The sequence below is a fragment of the Streptomyces sp. NPDC055749 genome (assembly GCF_053617235.1).
In genome coordinates this window covers 25449-50121 of sequence record NZ_JBSHFH010000007.1, presented here as the reverse complement: position 1 = coordinate 50121, position 24673 = coordinate 25449, and the positions used below count along the sequence as shown (strand labels likewise).

Here is a 24673-nt window from a genome sequence, read left to right as displayed (position 1 = left end):
CCCACCTACTCCCGGGCCGCATGTCGAGTTCCCGACGGCCTGTCGCATCATGGGACCAGTTCGATCTTCACAAGGAGAATCACCGCACATGCCGAGGCGCCAAAGCTATGCCCTGCTCATCGCCCTTGTGGCGGGCACAGCCGCACTCGCCGCCGCCATCGCTTTCGGTACGACGCTGCTGGCCGGCTCACGGCCGGGGCCCCGTCCCGAGCCGGAACCGCACGCGGCTGCCCGTACCCCCGCGGCGCCGGCCAACTCCGCCGGTACCTGGGTGGCGACGTGGACCGCGGCAGCCGTCAGCGCCGAGCCGAACACCGCGCACGGACTCCCGGGACGCACCGTCCGCAACATCGTGCACACGAGTGTCGGTGGCGACGCGGCACGCATCACCCTGTCCAACCTCTTCGGTACGGGCCCCCTCGTCGTCGACCAAGTGACCGTGAACACGCGGCCGGTGACGTTCCGTGGCGCGCCCACCGTCACCGTCCCTGCGGGCAAGCAGGTGGTCAGCGACCAGGTCGTCGTGCCCGTGGCCGCCGACGCCGACCTGATCGTCGCCTTCCGCACCCCGCGCGCCTCCGGGCCCGTCACGTACCACCCGAACACCCACCAGACGTCCTATCTGGCCGACGCACGCGGCACCTGGCGGACCACCAACTGGCGCTATCTGACGGCCGTGGACGTCCGCAACAAGACGACGCCCGGCTCGATCGTGGTGATCGGTGACTCACTCGCCGCGGGCAGCGGCTCCACGACCGACGCGAACAACCGCTGGCCCGACCTGCTCTCCGACCGGCTGCGCGGCCGGTACGGCATCGTCAACCAGGGCATAGCGGGGAACCGGCTCCTGACCGACGGTCCGACCCCGCTGGGCGGGCCGAGCGGCACGAGCCGCTTCGAACGCGACGTGCTGTCGGTCGCCGGAGCGAAGACCGTGATCATCGCGCTCGGCATCAACGACGTGCAGCAGGCCCCCCAGGAGCCGGACCCGCAGCGCATCCTCGACGGCTTCCGCGCCCTGACCGCCCAGGCGCACGCCCGGGGCCTGCGGGTCGTCGGAGCCACCCTGACCCCGTTCGAGGGCTTCGCGACATGGACGCCCGAGCGGAACGCGGTGCGGCTGGCGGTCAACGAGCAGATCCGCGCGGGCGGCGTCTTCGACGAGTACGTGGACTTCGACCGGGCGGTGCGCGACCCGTACGCGACGAACCGGCTCTCGGCCGCGTACGACTCCGGGGACAGGCTCCACCTCAACGACAACGGCTACCACGCGCTGGCCGGCCTGATCGATCTCGGAAAGCTGATGGGAACCCCGAAGTCCGACGAGCTCTGACGGACTGCCCGTGACCCCGCCCGGACCACTGGGCGGGGTGGTGGGTCACTCGCCTTCGGTCAGCTTCCGGCGCCGGGCCTTGGTCCACTTGCGCTGGACGTCGACCCCGCCCATCAGCGCGAACCCGACGATCTGCACGCGCGGGGCCTCCGGCACCGGCTCGGCGTCCTCGCTGTTCGGGGAGTGCTCGCCGAACCCGCCCATGATGCCGATGCCCCTGACCTCCAGGTTCACATCGGGCTCGACGGTGACCTGGATTCCGCCCATGATCGTGAAGCAGCGGATGACGACGTCACGCTCCGCGAAATGCGCCTGGCGCAGATCGATGTGGCCGCCGCCCCACATCGCGAACGCGGTGAACAGACGGCCCACGGTCCAACGGCCGTTACGGTTGAACCCGCCCCAGAACGCGAAGGTCCCCTTCGACGTGGCGGGCCCCCCGATGCGCGCCGCCCAGTTGCGGCCCTGCCCGGTGGCAGCGGGGGACGCGGCCCCCGCGGGTTCCACGGTCGATCCCGGCGCCGGAATGTCCCGGACGAGCGGTGCCAACTCCCCATGCGTACGGGCCTTGTAGACGGCGTCGAGCCGCTGCTCGAACTCGTCCATCTCCAGCCGCCCCTCGGCCACCGCCTCGCGCAGTCTCTCGGCGACCCGGTCACGCTCGGCATCGGAGGCACGCATCTCCGGAAGTTCACTTGTCATACCGGGCACCTTATTGAACGCACCCGCTCACGTCATCGACCCACAGTCCCGCGCCCCGTGTCCGCACTCCGCACACCCGGAGCCGAGCCCGTCTCGTACATCCTCGCGATGACGGCCTCGATGTCCGGCTCGCGCACCGAGAGGTCCACCATCGGATAGTCGGCGGCGATCCGAGCCACCAGCGGAGCCGCGGACGCCGACGCGGGGAACGCCAGCCACTGCCGGGGTCCCGCCACCTTCACCACCCGTACCGAAGGCTCCGACTTCAGCTCGATCGGCGGGAGTTCACGCTCCAGATCGACCACCAGCGTGCGTTCGCTCTCCCCCACCTCGTGCAGTCCGGCGAGCGCCCCGTCATACATCAGCCGCCCGTGGTCGATCACCATCACCCGCTTGCAGAGCTGCTCGATATCGGTCAGATCGTGGGTGGTGAGCAGGACCGTCGTACCCCGTTCGGCGTTCAGATCCCGCAGGAACTGCCGGACCTTCGCCTTGGACACCACATCGAGCCCGATCGTCGGCTCGTCCAGATAGAGCACCTCCGGATCGTGCAGCAGCGCCGCCGCGATATCGCCGCGCATCCGCTGCCCGAGCGACAGCTGCCGTACGGGTACGTCCAACAGCTCACCCAGGTCGAGGAGTTCGACGCACCGGTCGAGGTTCTCGCGGAAGCGGCTGTCGGGGATGCGGTACATACGGTGCATCAGGCGGTACGAGTCCCGCAGCGGCAGGTCCCACCAGAGCGTCGTGCGCTGGCCGAAGACCACACCGATCCGGTGCGCCAGCCTCGTACGCTCCCGGGAGGGGTCGATGCCCGCCACCCGCAGCCGGCCGCCGCTCGGGGTGAGAATCCCGGTGAGCATTTTGATCGTGGTCGACTTGCCCGCGCCGTTCGGGCCGATGTAGCCGACCATCTCACCGCGCGGCACACGGAAGCTGATGCCGTCGACCGCGCGCACCTCGTGGCGCTCCCGGCGCATGAAGCCGGTTCTGCGGCGTACGTCGAAGACCTTCTCGACGCCGTCGAGCTCAATGAAGTCCGCGTCCATGGCCTGGCTCTCCCCTACTCCTTGGATTCAGCTACCCGTGCTCCGGTACGCGCGCAGGCCCGTCCGCCAGGCCAGTCCCGCCAGTACCCAGCAGGCTCCCGCCACCACCGGCGGCAGGAACGCCGCCCACTCCGGCAGCTCCAACGGGTACGCCCGGTCCAGCACGTACAGCGCGGGCAGCCAGCTCACGAAGGCCAGCGGCACCACGAACGTCACCCCGCGCACCAGATCCTTCGCAAAGACCGTCGGCGGGTACTGGAGCAGCGTCGTCCCCCCGTACGTGAACGCGTTCTGCACCTCGGAGGCGTCCTGCGCGACGACCTGGAACGCCGCCCCTGCCACGAACACCGCCCCGAAGATCGCCGCCCCGCTCAGCACCGCCAGCGGAAGCAGCAGCAGCTTCAGCGGTGTCCAGGCGATGTCCAGCGACACCAGCGCGTACCCGAGCACCAGCAGCCCCTGCGTGATCCGGCCCAGCCGGCGCAGTGCGAAACGGTCGGCGGCGACCTGTGCGAGGACCGGGACGGGCCGTACCAGCAGGGTGTCCAGCGTGCCGTCGCGGACCCGCCGCCCCAGCCGGTCCATCGACCCCAGCAGCAGATCGGCCAGCCCGAACGCGGTCGCCGACATCCCGTACAGCAGGGCGATCTCCGGCAGGGTGTAGCCGCCCAGGGCGTCCACGTGCGAGAACATCAGCAGGATCGTGACGAAGTCGAAGGCCGTCACCACGAAGTTCCCCAGCGCCGTCATCGCGAACGACGCGCGGTACGCCATCGTGGAGCGCAGCCACATCGCGACGATCAGGCCGTAGGCCCGTACCCCCTCGACCACCCTCGAACGGTCCTCGAACGCGATACCTCGCTCAGCCACCCTGAATCACCACCCTCCTGGTCGCCAGCACCTGCAACAGCCGCCCCGCCGTCAGCAGCGCGGCCGCCCAGCCGGCCTGGAAGGCGTACGCCTCCACCAGCCCCCAGCCCGTGCGCTTGCCGAGGAAGACATCGGCCGGGACCTGCAACAGCGAGGACCACGGCAGCATCCGCGCCACCTCCCCCAGCACCCCGGGGAACAGATTCAGCGGCAGCAGCATCCCGGAGAAGAACATCCCCGCCAGCCAGGCGATCTGCGCCGCGCCCGCCCCGTCCATCAGCCAGAACGCCGACAGCGCCACCAGATAGCGCACCGCGAAACTCACCACGACACCGAGCAGTACGGAGACCAGGAAGGCCGGCCAGATCCAGAACGAGTCCGGCAGCGCCAGATCGAAGGCCAGGGCGCCCAGCGCCATCGGCACGATCCCACGCCCCATCAGGTGGAAAGCCGCCCGGCCCAGATCACCCGCAAGCCACCACAGCTGGAGGTCGGCGGGCCGGTACAGATCGACCGCGATGTCCCCGGTACGGATGCGCTCCATCAGCTCGTCCTCGAAGCCGCCGCCCATCATGGCGCAGGTCATCAGCAGCGCCTGGCCGAGCCATACGTACGTCAGCGCCTGGGACATGTCGTAGCCGCCGAGCTGTGGACGCTCGTCCCAGAGTGCGATGTAGGTGTACGCCATGATGAAACCGAAGACGGTGTTGGTGAAGACGCCCGCCGCCGTCGCGATCCGGTAGGTGGCGTGGCGCCGGAATCCACCGGCCGCCACTACTGCGTACAGACGCACCTGGGCCCCTCCCCCCTTGACCGGCACCAAAGCGCACGACCCTAGTCCACGCCGGACAGGCACCGCAGCCGGTTATCACCGCCGCGACCGGTCACGCAAGGAGAATCCCTAGGATATGTGAGCAAAAAGTGCACTATGGGACGGCTGGATGTCCGACCGCGGCCGAGGAGTTCCCACCGACATGATCGACGAGCAGAACTGGGCCCCGCGCGACCCCGACGGCCGGCCCCTGCCCACCGGCTCACCGAGCGCGACGGAAACGGCGGAGAAGGCAGGGACGGCAGCAGAGACGGCGGAGACACGGAAGGGGCGCAAGAAGCGCCCCAAGCGCACCGGTTGGCGCCGCGCCTTCCCCACCTGGCGCATGGTCCTCGGCATCGCACTGCTCCTCGTCGGCGGCTTCATCGCCGGATACCAGCTCGTCGACATCCCGCCCGCCAACGCCAGCGCCATCGCGCAGTCCAACACCTACCTCTACAAGGACGGCACGGTCATCGCCCGCGACGGCGAGGTCAACCGGGAGAACGTCCGCCTCGACCGGGTCCCCCTCACCGTCCAGCACGCCGTACTCGCCGCCGAGGACCGCGACTTCTACTCCGACCGCGCCGTCGACATCAAGGCCATGATCCGCGCCGCCTGGAACACCCTCACCGGCAAGGGCAAGCAGGGCGGCTCGACCATCACCCAGCAGTACGTCAAGAACTACTACCTCGGCCAGGAACGGACCGTCGTCCGCAAGGCCAAGGAGTTCTTCATCGCGGTCAAACTCAACCGCGAGGAGAGCAAGGACCAGATCTTCGAGGGCTACCTCAACACCAGCTACTTCGGCCGCAACGCCTACGGCATCCAGGCCGCGTCGCAGGCGTACTACGGCAAGGACGTCGAGGAGCTCACCACCGCCGAAGGCGCGTACCTCGCCTCCCTCCTGAACGCCCCCAGCGCGTACGACGTCATCGCCCACCCCGAGAACAAGGCCGACGCCCTCGCCCGCTGGAACTACGTACTGGACGGCATGGTCAAGGAGCACTGGCTCACCGCCGGCGAGCGCGCCACCACGCGGTTCCCCGTCCCCGGCGAGGCCAAGCCGGCCACCGGCCTCTCCGGACAGCGCGGCTATCTCGTCCAGGCCGCCGAGGACTACCTCACCAGCAACAGGATCATCGACGAGAAAACCCTCGCCGCCGGTGGCTACCGCATCACCACCACACTGGAGAAGACGAAGCAGGACGCCTTCGTCGAGGCAGTCCAGGACAACGTCCTGTCCAAGACCAGCGCCGGCCGGAAGGTCGACCGCAACGTCCGCGTCGGCGGCGTCTCCATCGACCCGGGCACCGGCGAGGTCGTCGCCATGTACGGCGGCATCGACTACACCAAGCAGTACGTCAACAACGCGACCCGCCGCGACTACCAGGTCGGCTCCACCTTCAAGCCCTTCGTCTTCACCTCCGCCGTCGCCAACGAATCCACCACCCAGGACGGCCGCACGATCACCCCCGGCACCATCTACGACGGCAGCAACGAACGCATGGTCGAAGGCCCCCAAGGACCCACCGGATACGGCCCCGCCAACGAGGACGACGTCGACTACGGCCCCGTCACCGTCCGTACCGCCACCGACAGATCCGTCAACGCCGTGTACGCCCAGATGGCGCAGGACGTCGGGCCGGGGAACGTCAAGGACACCGCCATCGCCCTCGGCATCCCCGAGAACACCCCCGACCTCACCGCATCGCCGTCCATCGCGCTCGGCCCCGCGACCGCCAGCGTCCTCGACATGGCCGAGGCGTACGCCACCCTCGCCAACCACGGCAGGCACGGCACGTACACCCTCGTCGACAAGGTCACCAAGGACGGCGAGAACATCACGCTCCCGGTCAGGGACACCGAGCAGGCCGTCAGCCGCACGGCCGCCGACGCCACGACCTGGATGCTCCGGACCGTCGTCGAGGAAGGCACCGGAACCGCCGCCCAGGCCGCGAACCGCCCCGCCGCGGGCAAGACAGGCACCGCCGAGGAGGACAAGGCCGCCTGGTTCGCCGGCTACACGCCCGACCTCGCGACCGTCGTCGCCGTCATGGGCCAGGACCCCGCCACCGGTGCGCAGACACCGCTGTACGGGGCCCTCGGCCTGCCCCGCATGAACGGCGGCGGCCCGCCCGCCGCCATCTGGGCCGACTACACAGCCGCCGCCCTCGGCACCGCCGAGCCCCGGGAATTCGACCTCGAACTCCCGGACGGCACCGACGAGCCCGAGGAAGAACCCCAACCCGAGGAGAGCGAGGAGTCCGAGGAGACCGAGGAGGGCGAGACCGAAGACACCGGAGGCTTCTTCGAAGGCGCACGCGGCGCACGCCCGCAGATCAGTGACCCGCAGAATCAGTGACCCGAGGTCGCCTTCAGACCCACCACGGCCACCAGCAGCAGACACACGAAGAAAATACGGGCCGCGGTGGCAGGCTCACCCAGCACCACCATGCCGAGCACCGCCGCACCCGCCGCACCGATACCGACCCACACGCCGTACGCCGTACCGATCGGCAGCGTCTTCGCCGCATGGGACAGCAACACCATGCTCGCGACGATCCCGAGGCCGGTGAACACGCTCGGCCACAGCCGGGTGAACCCCTCGGTGTACTTCATCCCGATCGACCAGCCCACTTCCAGCAGACCGGCGACAAGCAGCAGAACCCAGGCCATGACGGCACCTTCCGACGAGAGAACACGCGGACAACACGGTGCGTCGTCTTTGCAAGGCCCGGTACGGCGCGTCTCGTCGGGGTCCCCCTACCGTAGCAAAAAATGACAAAGAGCCCGGTGACCCCAGTCACCAGGCTCAATACCAGCCACCACGGGCTGCACGCGGACTACAGATACAGCCCGGTCGAATCCACCGAACCCTCGAACCGGTCCGCGGCCACCGCATGCAGATCCCGCTCCCGCATCAGTACGTACGCCACGCCCCGCACCTCCACCTCGGCACGGTCCTCCGGGTCGTACAGCACCCGGTCCCCCGGCTCCACCGTCCGCACGTTCTGGCCGACCGCCACCACCGCGGCCCACGCCAGCCGCCTGCCGACCGCAGCCGTCGCCGGAATCAGAATCCCACCGCCCGAGCGCCGCTCGCCCTCGGGCGAATCGGACCGGACCAGCACGCGGTCGTGCAGCATGCGGATGGGCAGCTTGTCGTCGTGGGTGTTGTCGCTCACGAGCCGAAACCTACCTGCTCGGACCCGCGCCGCACGCCCCCGGGGGTCGGCCCCGTCACTTCCTGCGACGCGACGACACCGCGAGCAGACCCACCACACCGACCACCAGCACCACGGCCGGAATCACCCGCTCCAGACGCGGCGCGCCATCCTTCGAAACGAACTGGGCCTTCACGTCCGACACCGAACGGTTCACCGCGACGAACGCACGCCCGGCCGTCCGGTCCACCGTCCCGGCCACCTTGGCCTTCGCGTCACCGATCATCGTCTTCGGGTGCACACGCACCCCGATCTCATCGAGCACCACGGCGAGCTGCTCGCGCCTGGTGATGATGTCCGCCTCGATCTGCGCAGGGGTCCTGGCATCCGACACTGCGCCGCCTCCGTGGTCGTCGTCCGGTAAACCTTCATCGACAGTCTGTCAGCTCGACCGCCCGGACACCCGGCGGCACCCCTATTACGCTCGGTCCCAAACACCTGATGTGCCACTTGAGGAGAACCATGAGCGAGCGACTCCAGCCCGGCGAGACCGCCCCCGCCTTCACCCTTCCCGACGCGGACGGCAACGACATCTCGCTCGCGGACCACAAGGGCCGCAAGGTCATCGTCTACTTCTACCCGGCCGCCCTCACACCCGGCTGCACCAAGCAGGCGTGCGACTTCACCGACAACCTGGACGTCCTGGCCACGGCCGGATACGACGTCATCGGCGTCTCCCCCGACAAGCCGGAGAAGCTCGCCAAGTTCCGCGAGAAGGAGAACCTCAAGGTCACCCTGGTCGGCGACCCGTCCAAGGAGACCCTGGAGGCGTACGGCGCCTTCGGCGAGAAGAAGCTCTACGGCAAAGTGGTGACGGGCGTCATCCGGTCGACGATCGTGGTCGACGAGGAGGGCAAGGTCGAGCACGCCTTCTACAACGTGAAGGCCACCGGCCACGTAGCCAAGATCATCAAGGACCTCGGCATCTGACAAGCCCGGCATCCGACCACGCCGGCATCCCACGAGCCCTGTGACCCACATCGCAATCGGCCGGTGAGTCGGTTTGCAGCCGCCATGACCGAACAGAAGCCTTTCCTGGAACATTCTCCGAGGAAAGGAACCGGCCATGGCGGCCTCCGACCCCCACCAGGGGGCCGACCCCGAAGCGGTCAAGCGCCACCCCACCCTCTTCCGCGCCATCCGGGCGCGCCAGAACCCCAAGCTCCGCCGGACCGACATCACTGTCACCGACGACAAGGCAGTGAAGCGGGCGGTGAAAGCGGCGTCGCTCGGGAACGCCATGGAGTGGTTCGACTTCGGTATCTACTCCTACCTCGCCGTCACCATCGGGCACGTCTTCTTCCCGTCCGGGAACGAGACCACCCAGCTCCTCTCCTCCTTCGCGACCTTCGCCGTGGCCTTCCTCGTACGGCCGCTCGGAGGAATGTTCTTCGGACCGATGGGCGACAAGATCGGCCGGAAGAAGGTCCTCGCGCTGACGATGATCCTGATGGCGGTCGGCACGTTCGCCATCGGTCTCATCCCCTCCCACGGCACGATCGGCCTCTGGGCCCCCGCCCTGCTGATCCTCTTCCGGATGCTCCAGGGCTTCTCGACCGGCGGTGAGTACGGCGGCGCGTCCACGTTCATCGCGGAGTACGCCCCCGACAAGCGCCGCGGCTTCTTCGGCAGCTTCCTCGAATTCGGCACCCTCGCCGGCTACGTCGGCGCGGCCGGCCTCGTCACCGCGCTCTACGCCCTCCTCGACACCGCCCAGATGGAGTCCTGGGGCTGGCGCATCCCCTTCCTCGTCGCGGGCCCGCTCGGCCTCGTCGGCCTCTACCTGCGACTTCGCCTCGACGAGACCCCCGCGTTCCAGAAGCTGGAGGGCGGCACCGCCCACGCCATGGAGGCGGCGGACGGGGTCGAGACGACGGCCAAGGGCGACCTCGCCAAGATCTTCCGGCAGCACTGGGCGACGCTGATCCTCTGCATCTGCCTGGTCGGCGCGTACAACATCACCGATTACATGCTGCTGTCGTACATGCCGACGTACCTGTCCGACGAACTCGGCTACAGCGAGACCCACGGCCTGCTCATCCTGCTCGCCGTGATGCTCTTCCTGATGCTGATCATCAGCCGGTTCGGCAAGCTCTCCGACCGCTTCGGCCGCAAGCCGCTGCTGATGACGGGGATGCTCGGCTTCCTGTTCCTCTCCCTGCCGGCCTTCCTCCTGATCCGCCAGGGCAGCATCCCCGCGATCACCGCCGGCATGCTGATGCTCGGCCTCTCCCTGGTCTGCCTGCTCGGCACGATGTCGGCAGCACTCCCGGCCCTGTTCCCGACCAACGTCCGCTACGGCTCCCTGTCGGTCGGCTACAACATCTCCGCGTCGATATTCGGCGGCACGACCCCGCTGGTGATCACGGCCCTGATCAGCTGGAGCGGCTCGAACCTGATGCCGGCGTACTACGCCATGGCGGCGGCGCTGGTGGGCGTGATCGCAGTGGCCTGCATGAAGGAAACGGCCCAACAGCCCCTGGCCGGCTCCCCACCGTCGGTGGAAACGGACGAGGAAGCGGCAGAACTCTGCCACGCCCAGACCCCGGACCCGAAGTTCTGACCCGATCTCCCGTCAGGGCAATGGCCCGCCCCGCATCGGCAGTTGTCACCGAAGCGGGGCGGGCCGTTCCGCATCTTGTCGGATATCGGACGTGACGCTCCGATTAACGGGTCGTTAGTCCGTGCGAGGCCGCGAACGCGCGGCCGGACACGGGAGGGGGACCGGATGCCGGAAAGTCCGTACACGCGAGAGCGTCTGACCGAGGCCGCGGGCTCGTCGCGGACGCTGTCGGAGGCTCTGAAGCGGCTTGGAGCCGACCCGAAGAGCGGATCGCGGCGGTACATCCAAGACCGGATGAGGAAGCTGGGCGTGGACACGTCCCACTTCCAGCGGGAGGGGGTGCGCTGGACGCGGGAGGTACTGGAGTCCGCCGTGGTTGCCTCGACGAGCATGTGCGGGGTCTTGCGGCACCTCGGAGTCGAGGTCGTCGGCGGGCAGCACACGCACATCAGCCGCCGCATCAAGGCGTACGGCATCGACATCTCGCACTTCAGGTCGCCGTCACGGGCGGGCGAGAGCCGTCGACAGTCTCCCTCGGGCCTTCTCGTCGAACAGGCCCCCGGCCAGGCCCGGCGGATGCCGAGCGACCGCTTGAAGCGGGCGCTGTTCGCAGAGGGGATGGCTGAGCTCTGCGCCGTCTGCGGGATCGATGCGACATGGCAAGGGCACCCGCTCCCACTTGAGGTCGATCACATCGACGGGGACTGGCGCAACAACCGCATCGAGAACCTGCGGTTCCTCTGCCCCAACTGCCACTCGACGACCGACACTTATCGCGGTCGCGGCAAGGGGCGTGCCAGGTCAGGCTTGAGTGAGACGCGGTGAGCTCCAGTGAGAAATACACACGGGAGCGACTGACCGAGGCAGCCAAGACGTGCACCACCATGGAGGAAGTCATCGCCTTCCTGGGCACCTCCCCCTATGGCCGCCTCCGCAGGTATCTGCTCACGCGCTTCGAACACTTCGGGATTGATGTCTCCCACCTCCGCCGCCGCGCCTACAGCAGAAGCGGGCCCCGCCCCTGCGCTGCGGAGCTCAGCGAAGCCGTCTCCGCTTCCGTCTCTATCGCGGGCGCGCTCAGGCGTCTGGGACGACCAGACACCACGAGCCAACGAAGCCATCTGCGCACGTGGATCGCCGAGGACGGCCTCACCACAGCGCACTTCCTGGGCCAAGGGCATCAGCGAGGGCAGATTGGACCCACACCGCTCAAGACTGCTGACCAGATCCTGGTCAAGCTCGGAGGCGAGCGCCGTACGAAGACCGTGCTGCTCCGCCGCGCTCTGCGGGAGATCGGAGTCCCGGAAGAGTGCGCCGAGTGCGGAACCGGCGCCCTTTGGCTGGACAAGCCCATAACTCTGGAGGTCGACCACATCAACGGCGACTGGCATGACAACCGACGGGAGAACCTGCGGCTGCTCTGCCCCAATTGCCACGCGGTCACGAGTACCTGGTGTCGAGGGGGTCGGCGTCGCAGCCCCCGATGAACCACGCGCCCACCAAAGTCGCTGGAACGCTACGATGGCAGACGGCTGGCGGCCGTTGCTGAATTGGTATAAGCGCGACACTTAGGATGTCGTGGGAGAAATCCCATGTGGGTTCGAGTCCCATCGGCCGCACACCCTGGATCGAAGGCCCGGTTCGCACGCTGCGACCGGGCCTTCGGCACGCTCAGGCGTCAGCCCACCAGCTCCCGCACCACGGGCACCAACGCCCGGAACGCCTTCCCCCGGTGGCTGATCGCGTTCTTCTCCGCCGGCGAGAGCTCCGCGGCCGTCCGCGTCTCGCCCTCCGGCTGGAGGATCGGGTCGTAGCCGAAGCCGTTCGTGCCGGACGGGGTGTGGCGCAGGGTGCCCAGGAGGCGGCCCTCGACCACGCGTTCCGTGCCGTCGGGGAGGGCCAGGGCTGCCGCGCAGGCGAAGTGGGCCGTGCGGTGGGTGTCGTCGATGTCGGCGAGCTGGGCCAGGAGCAGGTCCAGGTTGGCCTGGTCGTTGCCGTGGGTGCCCGACCAGCGGGCGGAGAAGATGCCGGGGGCGCCGCCGAGTACGTCGACGCAGAGGCCGGAGTCGTCGGCGATGGCCGGGTGGCCGGTGGCCCGGGCGAGGGCGTGGGCCTTGAGGAGGGCGTTCTCCGCGAAGGTGACGCCGGTTTCCTTGACGTCGGGGATGTCGGGGTACGCGTCCGCGCCGACGAGGTCATGGGTGAGACCTGCGTCGGCGAGGATCGCGTGGAGCTCGGTGATCTTCCCGGCGTTGCGGGTGGCGAGGATGAGGCGGGTCATGCCTCGATTATTACGGGGTGCAGACCTTGCCGATCTCGGTGGCGGCGTCCGTGACCGGGGTGATGTCCGGGGTGGCGTCGCCCTTCTCGATCGAGCCGCGGACATTGGTCACGCCGGCCTGGAGGTCGTCGACGGCCTTGCTGAGGTCGGCGTTGTCGGTCTTGTCGCCGAGGCTCTTCAGCTCCTTGTCGATCTCGTCCAGGGCTTCGGACGCCTTCGTCGGGTCCTCGGACGCGGTGGAGACGGCCTGCTGGAGCTTGCTGACGCTGGTGGCGATGGCGTCGGCGGTCTGGACGCAGTCCATGGCCTTGTCGAGGGCGCTGCAGCCCACGGCCGTGGTGAGGGTCAGCAGAGTGGCCGTGACGGCGAGTGCTATGCGGTGGTGACGGTGGTGGTGGCGCTTGGCCATGGTGCGGTCCCTCCCCGGGGGGTTGTACGTGGACGGGCGCACGGTTCGACCCGTGCGCCCGTACTCGTAACGACGCTGTGTCGTGCGTTTTTGGTTGCTTCTTTACTCGCCGAGGGTGCGGGCGAGCGCTTCGAGCTGGAGTGCGGTGAGGCTGTCGCAGCCCGCGGTGGCAAGGTCGAGGAGCGCGTTGAGCTCCTTGCGGTCGAAGGGCTCCGCCTCGGCGGTGCCCTGGACCTCGACGAAGCGGCCGTCGCCGGTGCAGACGACGTTCATGTCGGTCTCGGCGCGGACGTCCTCCTCGTAACAGAGGTCGAGGAGGGGGATGCCGTCGACGATGCCGACGCTGATGGCGGAGACCGTGCCGGTCAGCGGCTTGCGGCCGGCCTTGACGATCTTCTTGGTCTGGGCCCAGGTGATGGCGTCGGCGAGGGCGACGTACGCGCCGGTGATGGCGGCGGTGCGGGTGCCTCCGTCGGCCTGGAGGACGTCACAGTCCAGGACGATGGTGTTCTCGCCGAGTGCCTTGTAGTCGATGACGGCGCGCAGTGAGCGGCCGATGAGCCGGCTGATCTCGTGCGTACGGCCGCCGATCTTGCCGCGTACGGATTCGCGGTCGCCGCGGGTGTTGGTCGAGCGGGGCAGCATCGAGTACTCGGCGGTGACCCAGCCTTCGCCGCTGCCTTTGCGCCAGCGCGGGACGCCTTCGGTGACGGAGGCGGTGCAGAAGACTTTGGTGTCGCCGAAGGAGACGAGTACGGATCCTTCGGCGTGCTTGCTCCATCCGCGTTCGATGGTGACGGGGCGGAGCTGTTCGGGGGTGCGGCCGTCGATGCGAGACATGAGGCGAAGCCTAGTGGTCGTACGAGGGGACCTTTGGCCCCCTCCTCCAGGACCTCTGACATTTACTGGACAATTAGGATTTAGATTACGATTTTATTGCAAAGGAGCCTACTCACAGGAAGATTTTGATGCCGACCCTCGTGAAGCAGACAATCCGGCCGGATGAACCGCCGTGCCCGCCCACCGCGGCGCACGTACCGTCCGTCCAGGTCCTGGAGGGTGCGCCGCACGGCATCCTGATCGCGTCCACGGAGGCGGAGGCGACGGCGCTCTACGCCAATGACCGCCTCGCGGACCTGTTCGGCACGAAGGTGCCCATGGAGCCGGGCGCCCTGGTGGCGGCCAGCACGTCGTTCTTCGACCGGAACGGTGAGCCGCTGGCGTTCCCCGATTCTCCCCTCGGCATCGCACTGAGGCTCCGTCGCGCGGCCAGGGCGGAGGTGCAGTACCGCCCCGAGGGCGGTCCCGTGCTGTGGCTGGACATCAGCGCGACCCCGCTCGACTGCAGGAAGAGCGAGTTGCCGCTGGCGGTGGCGTATGTCCACGACGTCTCGCAGCAGCGCCGGTCGGCCGGTGAGCTGGACGAGGTGAACCGCAGGCTGGCGGAGCAGCTGGACGACATCACGTGGGTGCACAGCCTCACCGAGCGGCTCACGGATCACGACAGTGTGGACGGCACGCTGAATCAGGTACTGGTGGAGGGTGCGCGGCTGCTGCAGGCGGACATGGGGGTGGCGCGGCTGCGCGACGAGGAGGAGTCCTCGATGGAGACGCGTGCGCTGTACGAGGTTCCGCCGGAGGCGGAGGAGGTCCACGCGGCGGCGATGGCGCTGGGTCCCGCGCATTTCGTGGTGGACGACGCGGCGGAGGCGGGCGGCACGCTGATCGTCGAGGACGTGCAGACGGATCCTTCGTGTTCGGTGGCGCTGCGTGAGCTGGGGCGTGCGGCCGGGTTCCGGAGTGTGTACGCGCTGGCGCTGAGTACGGCGTCGGGGCGCCGGCTCGGTGTGCTGGCGTGGGCGTGGCGCAGGCCGGGGCGTCCGACGGCGCGGCAGCGGCAACTGGCGGGGACGTACTGCCGGTTCGCCGGGCAGATGGTCGAGAACAATCTGTTGTACGAGCGTGAGCGCCGGATCGCGGGGACGCTCCAGGAGTCGATGATGGTGCAGGAGTTGCCGGAGATCGCGGGTCTGGAGGTCGCGGCGTGCAGTCTGCCGGGGGCGCGGGGGATGCAGGCCGGGGGTGACTGGTACGACGTGATGGCGTTGCCGGGCGGCAGGGCGGCGCTGGCGCTGGGCGATGTGATGGGCAAGGGGCTGCGGGCGGCCACCGCGATGGGGCAGTTGCGGACGGCGCTGCGCAGTTATGCGTTGCTGGCCGGGGAGGATCCGGTGGCGGTGCTGACGAATCTGAACGCGTTGAGCCAGGACATGGCGCTGACGGAGCTGGCCACGGTGTTGTACATGACGGTGGATCCGGTGCGGCGTTCGGCGGTGGTGGCGTCGGCGGGGCACTGTCCGCCGTTGCTCCTGGACGGTTCGGGGGCGCGGTTCCTGCGTGAGGGTCAGGGGGTTCCGCTGGGCGTCGTGGAGGAGTGGGACGCGGAGCCGGACGGTGTCGAGCTGGAGCCGGGTGCGCTGCTGGTGCTCTACACCGATGGTCTGGTGGAGCGGCGCGGTGAGGAGTTGGGCGTGGGTCTTGAGCGGCTGCGTACGGCGGCGTTGTCGGCGCCGTCGGAGGTGGGCGGTCTGTGCGGGCACTTGGTGGAGGAGTGCCTGGACGAGGGTGAGAACACGGACGACGTGGCGATTCTGGCGGTGCGGGTGCGCTGAGGGGGCGTCAGGGGGGCGCGGAGGGGTTTCGGGATCAGGGCCGGCCGCCGCTTCCTGCGTGTGCGGGGGCGGCGGCCGGTTGGGTGAGCCGGTGTCAGCGGTTCACATCATGTCTTCGATGTCCGCGGCGATGGGGTCCGCGTCGGTGCCGATGACGACCTGGATCGCGGTGCCCATCTTGACGACGCCGTGGGCTCCGGCGGCCTTGAGCGCGGCTTCGTCGACCTTGCTGGGGTCGTGGACCTCGGTACGGAGGCGGGTGATGCAGCCTTCGATCTCGTCGATGTTCTCGATACCGCCGAGCCCGGCGACGATCTTCTCAGCCTTGCTGGCCATGTCCTTCTCCCTGGTCTTTGCGTGCTGTGAGCGGCCCACCATGGGTCCGTTTCGTCACGGTAACGCACGGTTGGCCCAACTTCGCAGGCGCGTATCCGGCTGATCACGAATGATGACGATCACCGGCGCCCTGTCTTCCGAGCGGGCTCCGCACCGTACCGCGACTGGTCTACACCAGTTTGCAACAACCGCCAAACCAGGCGTGTTCCGGGAGGATGCCGATGAGCTCGAGCAGCGCAGCAGTGCCCACGCGGAAGTGGTGGAACGGTCTCTTCCAAGGGCTGCAGAAGATGGGCCGCAGCCTCCAGCTCCCGATCGCCGTCCTTCCCGCCGCGGGCATCCTCAACCGGCTCGGCCAGCCGGACGTCTTCGGCGACGACGGGCTGGGCTGGACGAATGTGGCCAAGGTCTTCGCGGCCGCGGGTGGCGCGCTGCTCGACTCCGGACTGGGTCTGCCCCTGCTGTTCTGCGTCGGTGTCGCCATCGGCATGGCGAAGAAGTCGGACGGTTCGACGGCGCTCGCGGCCGTGGCCGGCTTCCTCGTCTACTACGCGGTGCTGCACGCGTTCCCGGTCGACTGCGAGGGCGGCGGGGAGTTCAGCGGGCTGGGCACGTGGGCCGGCGCCTGTATCGCCGAGGACGCCACGGTGACGGCCGCCGCCTATCAGAACCCCGGTGTATTCGGCGGCATCGTGATGGGTCTGATGTCGGCCTGGTTCTGGCAGCGCTACCACCGGGTCAAGCTGGTCGACTGGCTGGGCTTCTTCAACGGCCGCCGCCTCGTCCCGATCATCATGGCGTTCGTCGGCCTGGCCTTTGCCTCCCTGTGTGCCTGGGTATGGCAGCCGATCGGTGACGGCCTGGTCGACTTCTCCGAGTGGCTGGTGGACCTGGACTGGCTGGGTTCCGGCATCTTCGGTATCGCCAACCGTGCGCTGCTGGTGTTCGGCCTCCACCAGTTCCTCAACACGTTCGTCTGGTTCCAGTTCGGCGACTTCACCAAGCCGGACGGCACGGTCGTGCACGGTGACATCAACCGGTTCCTGGCGGGCGACCCGACGGCCGGCCAGTTCACGACGGGCTTCTTCCCAATCATGATGTTCGCGCTCCCGGCCGCGGCGCTGGCGATCTACCACTGCGCGAAGCCGCACCGGCGCAAGGCGGTCGGCGGCATGATGGTCTCGGTCGGCCTGACGTCGTTCGTGACCGGCATCACCGAACCGATCGAGTACTCGTTCCTCTTCGTCGCGCCCCTGCTGTACGTGATCCACGCGGTCCTCACCGGTGTCTCGATGGCGGTGACGTGGGGGCTCGGCGTGAAGGACGGCTTCAGCTTCTCGGCGGGCCTGATCGACTACGTCATCAACTGGAGCCTGGCGACCAAGCCATGGCTGATCATTCCGATCGGCCTGGCCTTCGCCGTCGTGTACTACGTGATCTTCCGGTTCGCAATCACCAAGTTCGACCTCCAGACGCCTGGGCGCGAGCCCGACGAGGTCGAGGAGGAGATCGAGAAGAATCTCACGAAGTAGGCCACGCCGGGTTTCGCACCCGGCCCCCACAGGCCCCCGGACCCCATGGTCCGGGGGCCTTCGGCATGTCACCGAGGGTGCCGGATGCACTACTGCGAATTAGGGGGAATTTGCAGGTTCCTTATCTAACCTTCACCGTGCTAAAACTGGTCTACACCACTGAGTGGTCCAGACCACGCGGCACTGACCCGCCGCGTTCCTTGAGTCGTCGCCCCAAGAAACCTGTCCCTGGCGGCGCCTTGCCTATGGAGGAAGTTGATGAGTACGGACACCGCTCCGGTGGCCCCCGCGAAGAAGCGGGGCTCCGGCGTGTTCCAGGGCCTTCAGAAGGTGGGACGCAGCCTCCAGCTGCCGATCGCCGTGCTGCCCGCCGCAGGAATTCTGCTCCGCCTCGGTCAGCCCGATGTGTTCGGGGCCGAGGGCCTCGGCTGGGGCAAGGTCGCCACGGTCTTCGCGACCGCCGGTGACGCGGTCTTCGCCAACCTGCCGCTGCTGTTCTGCGTCGGTATCGCGATCGGCTTCGCCAAGAAGGCAGACGGCTCCACCGCGCTTGCCGCCCTGGTCGGCTTCCTGGTCTACAAGAACGTGCTGACCGCGTTCCCGACCTCCGACGCCGTCATCAACACGACGGCCAACAAGGGTGTCGACGTCGCGGCGACGTACAACGACCCCAAGGTCTTCGGCGGCATCATCATGGGCCTCCTGGCCGCCGTCATATGGCAGCGCTACCACCGCAAGCGCCTGGTGGACTGGCTCGGCTTCTTCAACGGCCGCCGCCTGGTCCCGATCATCATGGCCTTCGTGGGCACGATCATGGGTGTGCTCTTCGGCCTGGCCTGGGAGCCGATCGGTGACCTCATCACCAACTTCGGTGAGTGGATGACCGGTCTGGGCGCCGTCGGCGCCGGCATCTTCGGTGTCGTCAACCGCGCCCTGCTGCCGGTCGGCATGCACCAGTTCGTCAACACGGTGGCCTGGCAGGAGATCGGTTCCTTCAAGGACTCCGCAGGTGCCGTGTGGCACGGTGACCTGCCGCGCTTCTTCCACAACGACCCCACCGCCGGTCAGTTCATGTCCGGCTTCTTCCCGATCATGATGTTCGCCCTGCCGGCCGCCGCCCTGGCGATCACGCACTGCGCACGCCCCGAGCGCCGCAAGGCCGTCGGCGGCATGATGATGTCCCTCGCACTCACCTCGTTCGTCACGGGTATCACCGAGCCGATCGAGTTCGCGTTCATGTTCATCGCGCCGCTGCTCTACGTGATCCACGCCGTGCTGACCGCCGTCTCGATGGCCGTCACCTGGGGTCTGGGTGTCCACCACGGCTTCAGCTTCTCCGCCGGTGCGATCGACTACTTCCTGAACTGGAACCTGGCAACCAAGCCCTGGATGATCATCCCGATCGGTCTGGTCTTCGCGGCGATCTACTACGTGGTCTTCCGCTTCGCCATCACCAAGTTCAACCTGACCACCCCGGGCCGCGAGCCCGAGGAAGAGGTCGAGGACCTGACCAAGGCATAAGCCCGGTCAGGACCGATGCGACGAGGCCCCCACCTTCCCGGCGGAAGGTGGGGGCCTCGTGCGTACCGCGACCGGGTCAGACCTCGTACACCGCGCCGGGCGCGGCCAGCTCGACCGGGCCGTCGTAGGCTCCGCGGGCATCGGCCACATTGCGGGCCGCGTCCGTCCACGGCGGGATGTGGGTGAGGAGCAGACGGCCGGCTCCGGCGCGCGCCGCGTGCTCGCCGGCCTCGCGGCCGTTGAGGTGAAGGTCCGGGATGTCTTCCTTGCCGTCGACGAACGACGCCTCGCAGAGGAACAGATCCGTGCCGTCGGCGAGCTCGTCCAGGGCCTCGCAGGGGCCGGTGTCCCCGGAGTACGTGAGCGTCCGGCCACCGTGCTCGATGCGGATGCCGAACGTTTCCACGGGGTGGCAGAGCTGTTCCGTACGCACCGAGAAGGGGCCGATCTCGAACGATCCCGACTTGAGCGTGTGGAAGTCGAAGACCTCCCCCATCGCCCGGTCCGACGGGGTGTCGCCGTGAGCCGTGGTCAGCCGCTGCTCGGTGCCGTCGGGGCCGTACACCGGGATGGAGGCGGGGCGTCCGCCGTCGTGCCGGTAGTAGCGGACGACGAAGTACGCGCACATGTCGATGCAGTGATCGGCGTGGAGGTGGCTGAGGAAGATCGCGTCGAGGTCGTAGAGACCGACGTGGCGCTGCAGCTCGCCGAGGGCGCCGTTGCCCATGTCGAGGAGCAGCCGGAAGCCGTCGGCCTCTACGAGGTAGCTCGAGCAAGCCGAACCCGGTGACGGGAACGAGCCGGAGCAGCCGACGACGGTGAGCTTCATGGAGCGTGAACCTCCGAGACGTGGGAACGGGGAGGGTTCGTGCGGTTCATGCGGTGCGTTGAACGGTTCGTCGAGCGTAAGGCGCGAAACACGTGGTCGCTCCTCCACGGCCTGCCGTTGTGGGGGAACTCACCTGCTCTGTCACCGGTTCGATGGAAGGCGCCGGTACGGTCGTCCGTATGAACACGTCCTGGTGGGTGGCGCTCGGCGCGGTCGTACTGCTCGCGCTCGTCGTGACGGCGGTCGACGGCCGCAGGCGCGGCGGCAGGGGCCGTCCGGGTGGGCGTACCCGTCCGCCGGGCAGGCCCACGGGGCCCAGGCGCGGGGCCGGGCAGCGGCCGAGGCCGGGCGAGATCTGGTGGGCGGAGGTGCCGTACGAGGACGGGCCCGGGTCGAAGGACCGGCCGTGTCTCGTGCTGTCGGTACGGCGTGGCACGGCCGTCGTCGCCAAGATCACCAGCAAGCACCATGCGGAGCGGCCCGGGGTGATCGCGCTGCCGCCGGGGACGGTGGGCGACGCGCAGGGGCGGCCGAGCTATCTGGAGCCGGACGAGACGCGGGATGTGGCGGTGCGGGGGTTCCGGCGGAAGGTGGGCGAGGTGGACCCGGGGGTGTGGGCACGGGTCCGCCGGTCGCGGTGAGCAGATGACGTGGAAAACGCCGGCCGGGCTGGTTTCAGCCCGGCCGGCGTGTGGGTCAGGTGCGGGCTACGCCCAGAGCTGGCCCTGGAGGGTTTCGATGGCGGCCTCCGTCGTCGGGGCCGTGTAGACGCCCGTCGACAGGTACTTCCAGCCGCCGTCCGCGACGACGAAGACGATGTCGGCGCTCTCGCCGGCCTTCACGGCCTTGTTGCCGACGCCGATCGCGGCGTGCAGGGCCGCGCCCGTGGAGACGCCCGCGAAGATGCCCTCCTGCTGGAGGAGTTCGCGGGTACGGGTGACCGCGTCGGCCGAGCCGACCGAGAAGCGGGTGGTGAGGACCGAGGCGTCGTACAGCTCGGGGACGAAGCCCTCGTCGAGGTTGCGCAGGCCGTAGACCAGGTCGTCGTAGCGCGGCTCGGCTGCGACGATCTTGATGCCCTCGACGTGTTCGCGCAGGTAGCGGCCCACGCCCATGAGCGTGCCCGTCGTGCCCAGGCCCGCCACGAAGTGGGTGACGGACGGGAGGTCCGCGAGGATCTCCGGGCCCGTCGTCGCGTAGTGGGCGCCCGCGTTGTCCGGGTTGCCGTACTGGTACAGCATCACCCAGTCGGGGTGCTCGGCCGACAGTTCCTTCGCGACGCGGACGGCCGTGTTGGAGCCGCCCGCCGCCGGTGACGGGATGATCTCCGCGCCCCACATGGTGAGGAGGTCGCGGCGCTCCTGGGAGGTGTTCTCCGGCATGACGCAGACGATGCGGTAGCCCTTGAGCTTGGCCGCCATGGCGAGCGAGATGCCGGTGTTGCCGCTGGTGGGTTCGAGGATCGTGCAGCCCGGGGTCAGGCGGCCGTCCTTCTCCGCCTGTTCGACCATGTGGAGCGCGGGGCGGTCCTTGATCGAGCCGGTGGGGTTGCGGTCCTCCAGCTTGGCCCAGATGCGTACGTCGTCGGACGGGGACAGCCGGGGAAGGCGGACCAGGGGCGTGTTGCCCACGGCCTCCAGCGGGGAGTCGTACCGCATCAGCGCATGCCGCCGGCGACGGCCGGGAGGATGGTGATGTTGTCGCCGTCGCTCAGCTTCGTGTCGATGCCGTCGAGGAAGCGGACGTCTTCGTCGTTCAGGTACACATTCACGAAGCGGCGGAGTTCGCCACCGTCGACGATGCGCTCGCGGATGCCGGTGTGGCGGCTCTCCAGGTCGGCGAACAGGTCGGCGACGGTCGCCCCGCTGCCCTCGACCGCCTTGGCGCCGTCGGTGTAGGTGCGGAGGATGGTCGGGATGCGGACCTCGATGGCCATGGCGTGGGCTCCTGTCGGAAGCGGAGAGGTGGCGTGGGGCGCGCGTTTCTGCCCCCGCGCGGGGGTGGGGCGTGTGGGTGGCGCTCGGACCCGCGGCTCAGACCGTGCGGCTCGCGGGCAGGCTGCAGCCGGGACAGATCGCGCTGGACAGCCTGCACAGGTCGACGTGCAGCCGCGCGACGAGCAGCATGCCCGGCGTCTTGTCGCTCACGTCATGGAGAACCATGCGGTCATCGTATCGATTCCCGCCCCGGAAACCCGAGTGTGATCTCGGATGGTGGATGGTGAGCGTTCACCTGGTGGACAGCGCGCGCTGTGAACCGTGTGATCAGTACGCCTCGACGACCTTGACGTCCTCCTCCGTGATCTCGCCCTCCACGATGCGGTACGAGCGGAACTGGAAGGGGCCCGCCTCGTCGGTGTCCGCGGTGGAGACGAGGACGTAGTGGGCGCCGGGCTCGTTGGCGTACGTGATGTCGGTGCGCGAGGGGTAGGCCTCGGTCGCCGTGTGCGAGTGGTAGACGATCACGGGCTCTTCGTCGCGGTCGTCCATCTCGCGGTAGAGCTTCAGCAGGTCCGCGGAGTCGAACTCGTAGAACGTGGGCGAGCGGGCGGCGTTGAGCATGGGGATGAAGCGTTCGGGGCGGTCCGTTCCGGCCGGGCCCGCGACCACGCCGCACGCCTCGTCGGGGTGGTCCGCGCGGGAGTGCGCCACGATCTGGTCGTACAACGCCTGGGTAATGGTCAGCATGGCGTTCAGGATAAGCAGGCGGACCCGCCTGTACCGGGGAGTGGTACGGGCGGGTCCGCATGGTGGACGGGGCCGTTGGGGCGGCCGGTCGTCCGGGAAGGCCTCCGGGGCGGGGTCAGCGCTTGACGAAGGCGGTGTTCTCGGGGTTGCGGGCCTTGAGCATCAGGTAGGAGACACCGAGGATCAGGCCCCAGATCGGGGCGCCGTACAGCGCGACCCGGGCGTCCTTGTCGACGCCCATCATGACGATGACCAGGCCGATGAAGCCGAGCGCGAACCAGCTGGTGAAGGGGGCGCCGGGCGCCTTGAACGTGGACTGCGGGAGTTCGCCGCGGTCGGCCTTGGCGCGGTAGCGGAGCTGGCAGATCAGGATCATGACCCAGGCCCACATGCCGGAGATGGTCGCGAAGGAGACGACGTAGTTGAAGGCCTCGCCCGGCCACTGGTAGTTGATCCAGACGCCGACGAGCATCAGCGCGGCAGAGAACGTGGTGCCGACCAGCGGCAGGCCGTTCGTCGTCAGCTTCGTGAACGCCTTCGGGCCCTGCCCGTTGAGCGCCAGGTCACGGAGCATGCGACCGGTGGAGTACATGCCGGAGTTGCAGGACGAGAGCGCCGCGGTGAGGACCACGAAGTTCACGATCGCGGCGCCGACGCCGAGGCCCATCTCCTCGAAGGCCGCGACGAACGGCGAGACGCCCGGCTTGAAGGTGCTCCACGGCACCACGGAGAGAATCATGATCAGCGCGCCGACGTAGAAGACGGCGATGCGCCACGGCACGGTGTTGATGGCCTTGGGCAGGACGGTCTTCGGGTCCTTGGACTCGCCCGCGGTGACACCGACGAGCTCGACGGCGAGGAAGGCGAACATCACGATCTGGAGGGTCATCAGCGTGCCGCCGATGCCCTCGGGGAAGAATCCGCCGTCGTTCCAGAGATTGGCGACGGTGGCGGTGTCCCCGGCGTCGGAGAAGCCGATCGTGAGGACGCCGGCGCAGATCAGGATCATGCCGATGATCGCGGTGACCTTGACCATCGAGAACCAGAATTCGAGCTCACCGAAGAGCTTCACCGAGATCAGGTTGGCGCCGTACAGAATGACCGTGAACACGAGCGCCGACAGCCACTGGGGAATGTCCCACCAGTACGTCATATAGGTGGCGGCGGCCGTGACCTCGGTGATTCCGGTGACGACCCAGAACAGCCAGTACGTCCAGCCGGTCACGAATCCGAAGAACGGGCCGATGAATTCGCGCGCGTATTCGGAGAAGGAGCCCGACACCGGGCGGTACATGAGGAGTTCACCCAGGGACCGCATGATGAAGAAGATCACCAGGCCCGCGATGGCGTAGGCCAGGATGAGACTGGGTCCCGCCCGGTCGATGGCCTTGCCCGCGCCCAGGAAGAGCCCGGTGCCGATGGCTCCGCCGATGGCGATCATCTGGATCTGGCGGGCTCCCAGTGCACGCTGGTAACCCTCGCCCGCTGTTTCGGCATTCGCGGCCTCGTGGCCCGCGTGCCCCTTGTCGACCTTCGCCGATGTCATGGTGGTGCGCCTTTCTCCACGCCGATCCGCGCCCTCGCAGGCTGCGGATCAGGTCCTGATCCCCCCGGATATGGATGGAGTGCTCCGGCGTTCGGCCGGTCTGTAGCGCCCCCGGGAACAGGGGTGGCGTCCCCGGGCGGTCGTGAAGATTTATCACGCGGGCCGGGTCGGGCCAGGAGTCATTGTGTGGCGCACGCCACAGGAAAAAGCGGACAAGCGTTTCCAGGGGCAGCAAAAAAGGCCATTCAGGTGACGCGATCGTTATTCGGATTTGAGCGTCCGTTGAGCGAACACCTGCTGCGTGG

General features: G+C 68.4%; 27 protein-coding genes, 1 tRNA gene and 1 riboswitch. Of the genes, 11 read left to right on the top strand and 17 right to left on the bottom strand.

Annotated features, from left to right (window positions below; translation table 11 throughout):
* The first annotated feature begins 88 nt into the window (after window positions 1-88).
* A complete protein-coding gene (locus ACWGO0_RS07270; RefSeq protein WP_453529350.1) occupies window positions 89-1333 on the top strand; it encodes an SGNH/GDSL hydrolase family protein in 1245 nt (414 codons plus the stop codon).
* Window positions 1334-1378: 45 nt separating this feature from the next.
* Here the strand turns inward: ACWGO0_RS07270 and ACWGO0_RS07265 are convergent, their stop codons facing one another.
* Genes ACWGO0_RS07265 through ACWGO0_RS07250 form a run of 4 tightly spaced genes read right to left on the bottom strand, consistent with a single transcriptional unit; the run spans window position 1379 to window position 4747 of the window.
* Window positions 1379-2014: a DUF1707 SHOCT-like domain-containing protein gene (locus ACWGO0_RS07265; RefSeq protein WP_453529685.1), complete on the bottom strand. Its 636-nt coding sequence runs from the start codon at window positions 2012-2014 to the stop codon at window positions 1379-1381.
* A gap of 53 nt (window positions 2015-2067) precedes the next feature.
* Window positions 2068-3084: an ABC transporter ATP-binding protein gene (locus ACWGO0_RS07260; protein WP_453529347.1), complete on the bottom strand. Its 1017-nt coding sequence runs from the start codon at window positions 3082-3084 to the stop codon at window positions 2068-2070.
* Between the two features lie 27 nt (window positions 3085-3111).
* Window positions 3112-3954, bottom strand: a complete 843-nt coding sequence (locus tag ACWGO0_RS07255) for an ABC transporter permease (protein WP_453529344.1) — start codon at window positions 3952-3954, stop codon at window positions 3112-3114.
* Complete coding sequence (locus tag ACWGO0_RS07250) at window positions 3947-4747, bottom strand: ABC transporter permease (RefSeq protein ID WP_453529341.1); 801 nt, start codon at window positions 4745-4747, stop codon at window positions 3947-3949. Before ACWGO0_RS07250 ends, ACWGO0_RS07255 begins: the two co-directional genes overlap by 8 nt.
* 181 nt (window positions 4748-4928) lie before the next feature.
* Here ACWGO0_RS07250 and ACWGO0_RS07245 point away from each other — a divergent pair, with 181 nt between their 5' ends.
* Window positions 4929-7130 carry a transglycosylase domain-containing protein gene (locus tag ACWGO0_RS07245; protein ID WP_453529338.1) on the top strand — a complete coding sequence of 734 codons (2202 nt, stop codon included), beginning with the start codon at window positions 4929-4931 and terminating at the stop codon, window positions 7128-7130.
* Here the strand turns inward: ACWGO0_RS07245 and ACWGO0_RS07240 are convergent.
* The 3 genes from ACWGO0_RS07240 to ACWGO0_RS07230 form a co-directional block, all read right to left on the bottom strand.
* Entirely contained in the window at window positions 7124-7444 is a 321-nt protein-coding gene (locus ACWGO0_RS07240; RefSeq protein WP_453529335.1) for a DMT family transporter, read from the bottom strand. The two genes, ACWGO0_RS07245 and ACWGO0_RS07240, sit on opposite strands and share 7 nt — an antisense overlap.
* 37 nt (window positions 7445-7481) lie before the next feature.
* A riboswitch (guanidine-III (ykkC-III) riboswitch) is annotated at window positions 7482-7546 on the bottom strand.
* 65 nt (window positions 7547-7611) lie between these two features.
* A complete protein-coding gene (locus ACWGO0_RS07235; protein WP_185300584.1) occupies window positions 7612-7953 on the bottom strand; it encodes a GroES family chaperonin in 342 nt (113 codons plus the stop codon).
* A gap of 55 nt (window positions 7954-8008) precedes the next feature.
* Window positions 8009-8326, bottom strand: coding sequence for a DUF3618 domain-containing protein (locus ACWGO0_RS07230; protein WP_453529332.1), 318 nt, complete (start codon window positions 8324-8326; stop codon window positions 8009-8011).
* A 128-nt stretch (window positions 8327-8454) separates the two neighbouring features.
* Between ACWGO0_RS07230 and bcp the strand changes: the two genes are divergently transcribed.
* The 5 genes from bcp (at window position 8455) to ACWGO0_RS07205 (ending at window position 12174) form a co-directional block, all read left to right on the top strand.
* Entirely contained in the window at window positions 8455-8922 is a 468-nt protein-coding gene (bcp, locus tag ACWGO0_RS07225) for a thioredoxin-dependent thiol peroxidase (protein ID WP_453529329.1), read from the top strand.
* A gap of 136 nt (window positions 8923-9058) precedes the next feature.
* Complete coding sequence (proP, locus tag ACWGO0_RS07220) at window positions 9059-10555, top strand: glycine betaine/L-proline transporter ProP (protein ID WP_453529326.1); 1497 nt, start codon at window positions 9059-9061, stop codon at window positions 10553-10555.
* 165 nt (window positions 10556-10720) lie between these two features.
* The gene (locus ACWGO0_RS07215; RefSeq protein ID WP_453529323.1) at window positions 10721-11380 is read left to right on the top strand and encodes an HNH endonuclease signature motif containing protein; all 660 of its coding nucleotides are present in this window, start codon (window positions 10721-10723) and stop codon (window positions 11378-11380) included.
* Window positions 11377-12042 carry an HNH endonuclease signature motif containing protein gene (locus ACWGO0_RS07210; protein ID WP_453529320.1) on the top strand — a complete coding sequence of 222 codons (666 nt, stop codon included), beginning with the start codon at window positions 11377-11379 and terminating at the stop codon, window positions 12040-12042. Before ACWGO0_RS07215 ends, ACWGO0_RS07210 begins: the two co-directional genes overlap by 4 nt.
* A 48-nt stretch (window positions 12043-12090) precedes the next feature.
* Window positions 12091-12174 (top strand) — tRNA-Leu (locus tag ACWGO0_RS07205).
* Between the two features lie 59 nt (window positions 12175-12233).
* Here ACWGO0_RS07205 and rdgB read toward each other — a convergent pair.
* From rdgB to rph, 3 genes are all read right to left on the bottom strand, one after another.
* On the bottom strand, window positions 12234-12836 hold the full coding sequence (gene rdgB, locus ACWGO0_RS07200) for an RdgB/HAM1 family non-canonical purine NTP pyrophosphatase (RefSeq protein WP_453529317.1): 603 nt from the start codon (window positions 12834-12836) through the stop codon (window positions 12234-12236).
* 10 nt (window positions 12837-12846) lie between these two features.
* Window positions 12847-13245, bottom strand: coding sequence for a hypothetical protein (locus ACWGO0_RS07195; protein ID WP_453529314.1), 399 nt, complete (start codon window positions 13243-13245; stop codon window positions 12847-12849).
* Window positions 13246-13347: 102 nt separating this feature from the next.
* On the bottom strand, window positions 13348-14085 hold the full coding sequence (rph, locus tag ACWGO0_RS07190) for a ribonuclease PH (RefSeq protein ID WP_453529311.1): 738 nt from the start codon (window positions 14083-14085) through the stop codon (window positions 13348-13350).
* Window positions 14086-14213: 128 nt separating this feature from the next.
* On the opposite strand from rph, the gene ACWGO0_RS07185 reads away from it, so the two are divergent.
* The gene (locus ACWGO0_RS07185; RefSeq protein ID WP_453529308.1) at window positions 14214-15917 is read left to right on the top strand and encodes a SpoIIE family protein phosphatase; all 1704 of its coding nucleotides are present in this window, start codon (window positions 14214-14216) and stop codon (window positions 15915-15917) included.
* Between the two features lie 102 nt (window positions 15918-16019).
* Here the strand turns inward: ACWGO0_RS07185 and ACWGO0_RS07180 are convergent, their stop codons facing one another.
* A complete protein-coding gene (locus ACWGO0_RS07180; protein ID WP_453529305.1) occupies window positions 16020-16295 on the bottom strand; it encodes a glucose PTS transporter subunit EIIB in 276 nt (91 codons plus the stop codon).
* Window positions 16296-16474: 179 nt separating this feature from the next.
* Between ACWGO0_RS07180 and ACWGO0_RS07175 the strand changes: the two genes are divergently transcribed.
* Both ACWGO0_RS07175 and ACWGO0_RS07170 read left to right on the top strand, forming a co-directional pair.
* Window positions 16475-17785 (top strand): PTS transporter subunit EIIC, encoded by a 1311-nt coding sequence (locus tag ACWGO0_RS07175; protein WP_453529302.1) that lies wholly within the window; start codon window positions 16475-16477, stop codon window positions 17783-17785.
* A gap of 258 nt (window positions 17786-18043) precedes the next feature.
* Complete coding sequence (locus tag ACWGO0_RS07170; protein WP_453529299.1) at window positions 18044-19306, top strand: PTS transporter subunit EIIC; 1263 nt, start codon at window positions 18044-18046, stop codon at window positions 19304-19306.
* Between the two features lie 76 nt (window positions 19307-19382).
* Here the strand turns inward: ACWGO0_RS07170 and ACWGO0_RS07165 are convergent, their stop codons facing one another.
* Window positions 19383-20135 carry an MBL fold metallo-hydrolase gene (locus ACWGO0_RS07165; protein ID WP_453529296.1) on the bottom strand — a complete coding sequence of 251 codons (753 nt, stop codon included), beginning with the start codon at window positions 20133-20135 and terminating at the stop codon, window positions 19383-19385.
* Window positions 20136-20314: 179 nt separating this feature from the next.
* Between ACWGO0_RS07165 and ACWGO0_RS07160 the strand changes: the two genes are divergently transcribed.
* Window positions 20315-20776: a type II toxin-antitoxin system PemK/MazF family toxin gene (locus ACWGO0_RS07160; RefSeq protein ID WP_453529293.1), complete on the top strand. Its 462-nt coding sequence runs from the start codon at window positions 20315-20317 to the stop codon at window positions 20774-20776.
* A gap of 66 nt (window positions 20777-20842) precedes the next feature.
* Here the strand turns inward: ACWGO0_RS07160 and ACWGO0_RS07155 are convergent, their stop codons facing one another.
* The 5 genes from ACWGO0_RS07155 to ACWGO0_RS07135 all read right to left on the bottom strand — a co-directional run bounded on the left by ACWGO0_RS07155 (window position 20843) and on the right by ACWGO0_RS07135 (window position 24368).
* The gene (locus ACWGO0_RS07155) at window positions 20843-21793 is read right to left on the bottom strand and encodes a PLP-dependent cysteine synthase family protein (protein ID WP_453529290.1); all 951 of its coding nucleotides are present in this window, start codon (window positions 21791-21793) and stop codon (window positions 20843-20845) included.
* Window positions 21793-22071: a MoaD/ThiS family protein gene (locus tag ACWGO0_RS07150; protein WP_453529287.1), complete on the bottom strand. Its 279-nt coding sequence runs from the start codon at window positions 22069-22071 to the stop codon at window positions 21793-21795. Before ACWGO0_RS07150 ends, ACWGO0_RS07155 begins: the two co-directional genes overlap by 1 nt.
* A gap of 97 nt (window positions 22072-22168) precedes the next feature.
* Entirely contained in the window at window positions 22169-22297 is a 129-nt protein-coding gene (locus tag ACWGO0_RS07145; protein WP_382735057.1) for a putative leader peptide, read from the bottom strand.
* Window positions 22298-22399: 102 nt separating this feature from the next.
* Window positions 22400-22822, bottom strand: coding sequence for a Mov34/MPN/PAD-1 family protein (locus ACWGO0_RS07140; RefSeq protein ID WP_453529283.1), 423 nt, complete (start codon window positions 22820-22822; stop codon window positions 22400-22402).
* A gap of 115 nt (window positions 22823-22937) precedes the next feature.
* Window positions 22938-24368: an amino acid permease gene (locus tag ACWGO0_RS07135; protein WP_453529280.1), complete on the bottom strand. Its 1431-nt coding sequence runs from the start codon at window positions 24366-24368 to the stop codon at window positions 22938-22940.
* Window positions 24369-24673 lie beyond the last annotated feature (305 nt).

Bases quoted from the DNA above. Each gene is read 5' to 3' on its own strand.
- rph (WP_453529311.1), bottom strand. From the start codon at position 14,085: ATGTCTCGCATCGACGGCCGCACCCCCGAACAGCTCCGCCCCGTCACC.
- ACWGO0_RS07150 (WP_453529287.1), bottom strand. From the start codon at position 22,071: ATGGCCATCGAGGTCCGCATCCCGACCATCCTCCGCACCTACACCGAC.
- ACWGO0_RS07160 (WP_453529293.1), top strand. From the start codon at position 20,315: ATGAACACGTCCTGGTGGGTGGCGCTCGGCGCGGTCGTACTGCTCGCG.
- ACWGO0_RS07260 (WP_453529347.1), bottom strand. From the start codon at position 3,084: ATGGACGCGGACTTCATTGAGCTCGACGGCGTCGAGAAGGTCTTCGAC.
- ACWGO0_RS07215 (WP_453529323.1), top strand. From the start codon at position 10,721: ATGCCGGAAAGTCCGTACACGCGAGAGCGTCTGACCGAGGCCGCGGGC.
- ACWGO0_RS07155 (WP_453529290.1), bottom strand. From the start codon at position 21,793: ATGCGGTACGACTCCCCGCTGGAGGCCGTGGGCAACACGCCCCTGGTC.
- ACWGO0_RS07165 (WP_453529296.1), bottom strand. From the start codon at position 20,135: ATGAAGCTCACCGTCGTCGGCTGCTCCGGCTCGTTCCCGTCACCGGGT.
- ACWGO0_RS07175 (WP_453529302.1), top strand. From the start codon at position 16,475: ATGAGCTCGAGCAGCGCAGCAGTGCCCACGCGGAAGTGGTGGAACGGT.
- ACWGO0_RS07195 (WP_453529314.1), bottom strand. From the start codon at position 13,245: ATGGCCAAGCGCCACCACCACCGTCACCACCGCATAGCACTCGCCGTC.
- bcp (WP_453529329.1), top strand. From the start codon at position 8,455: ATGAGCGAGCGACTCCAGCCCGGCGAGACCGCCCCCGCCTTCACCCTT.
- ACWGO0_RS07185 (WP_453529308.1), top strand. From the start codon at position 14,214: ATGCCGACCCTCGTGAAGCAGACAATCCGGCCGGATGAACCGCCGTGC.
- ACWGO0_RS07265 (WP_453529685.1), bottom strand. From the start codon at position 2,014: ATGCGTGCCTCCGATGCCGAGCGTGACCGGGTCGCCGAGAGACTGCGC.
- ACWGO0_RS07270 (WP_453529350.1), top strand. From the start codon at position 89: ATGCCGAGGCGCCAAAGCTATGCCCTGCTCATCGCCCTTGTGGCGGGC.
- ACWGO0_RS07140 (WP_453529283.1), bottom strand. From the start codon at position 22,822: ATGCTGACCATTACCCAGGCGTTGTACGACCAGATCGTGGCGCACTCC.
- ACWGO0_RS07145 (WP_382735057.1), bottom strand. From the start codon at position 22,297: ATGGTTCTCCATGACGTGAGCGACAAGACGCCGGGCATGCTGCTCGTC.
- ACWGO0_RS07245 (WP_453529338.1), top strand. From the start codon at position 4,929: ATGATCGACGAGCAGAACTGGGCCCCGCGCGACCCCGACGGCCGGCCC.
- ACWGO0_RS07170 (WP_453529299.1), top strand. From the start codon at position 18,044: ATGAGTACGGACACCGCTCCGGTGGCCCCCGCGAAGAAGCGGGGCTCC.
- ACWGO0_RS07240 (WP_453529335.1), bottom strand. From the start codon at position 7,444: ATGGCCTGGGTTCTGCTGCTTGTCGCCGGTCTGCTGGAAGTGGGCTGG.
- ACWGO0_RS07135 (WP_453529280.1), bottom strand. From the start codon at position 24,368: ATGACATCGGCGAAGGTCGACAAGGGGCACGCGGGCCACGAGGCCGCG.
- ACWGO0_RS07180 (WP_453529305.1), bottom strand. From the start codon at position 16,295: ATGGTGGGCCGCTCACAGCACGCAAAGACCAGGGAGAAGGACATGGCC.
- proP (WP_453529326.1), top strand. From the start codon at position 9,059: ATGGCGGCCTCCGACCCCCACCAGGGGGCCGACCCCGAAGCGGTCAAG.
- rdgB (WP_453529317.1), bottom strand. From the start codon at position 12,836: ATGACCCGCCTCATCCTCGCCACCCGCAACGCCGGGAAGATCACCGAG.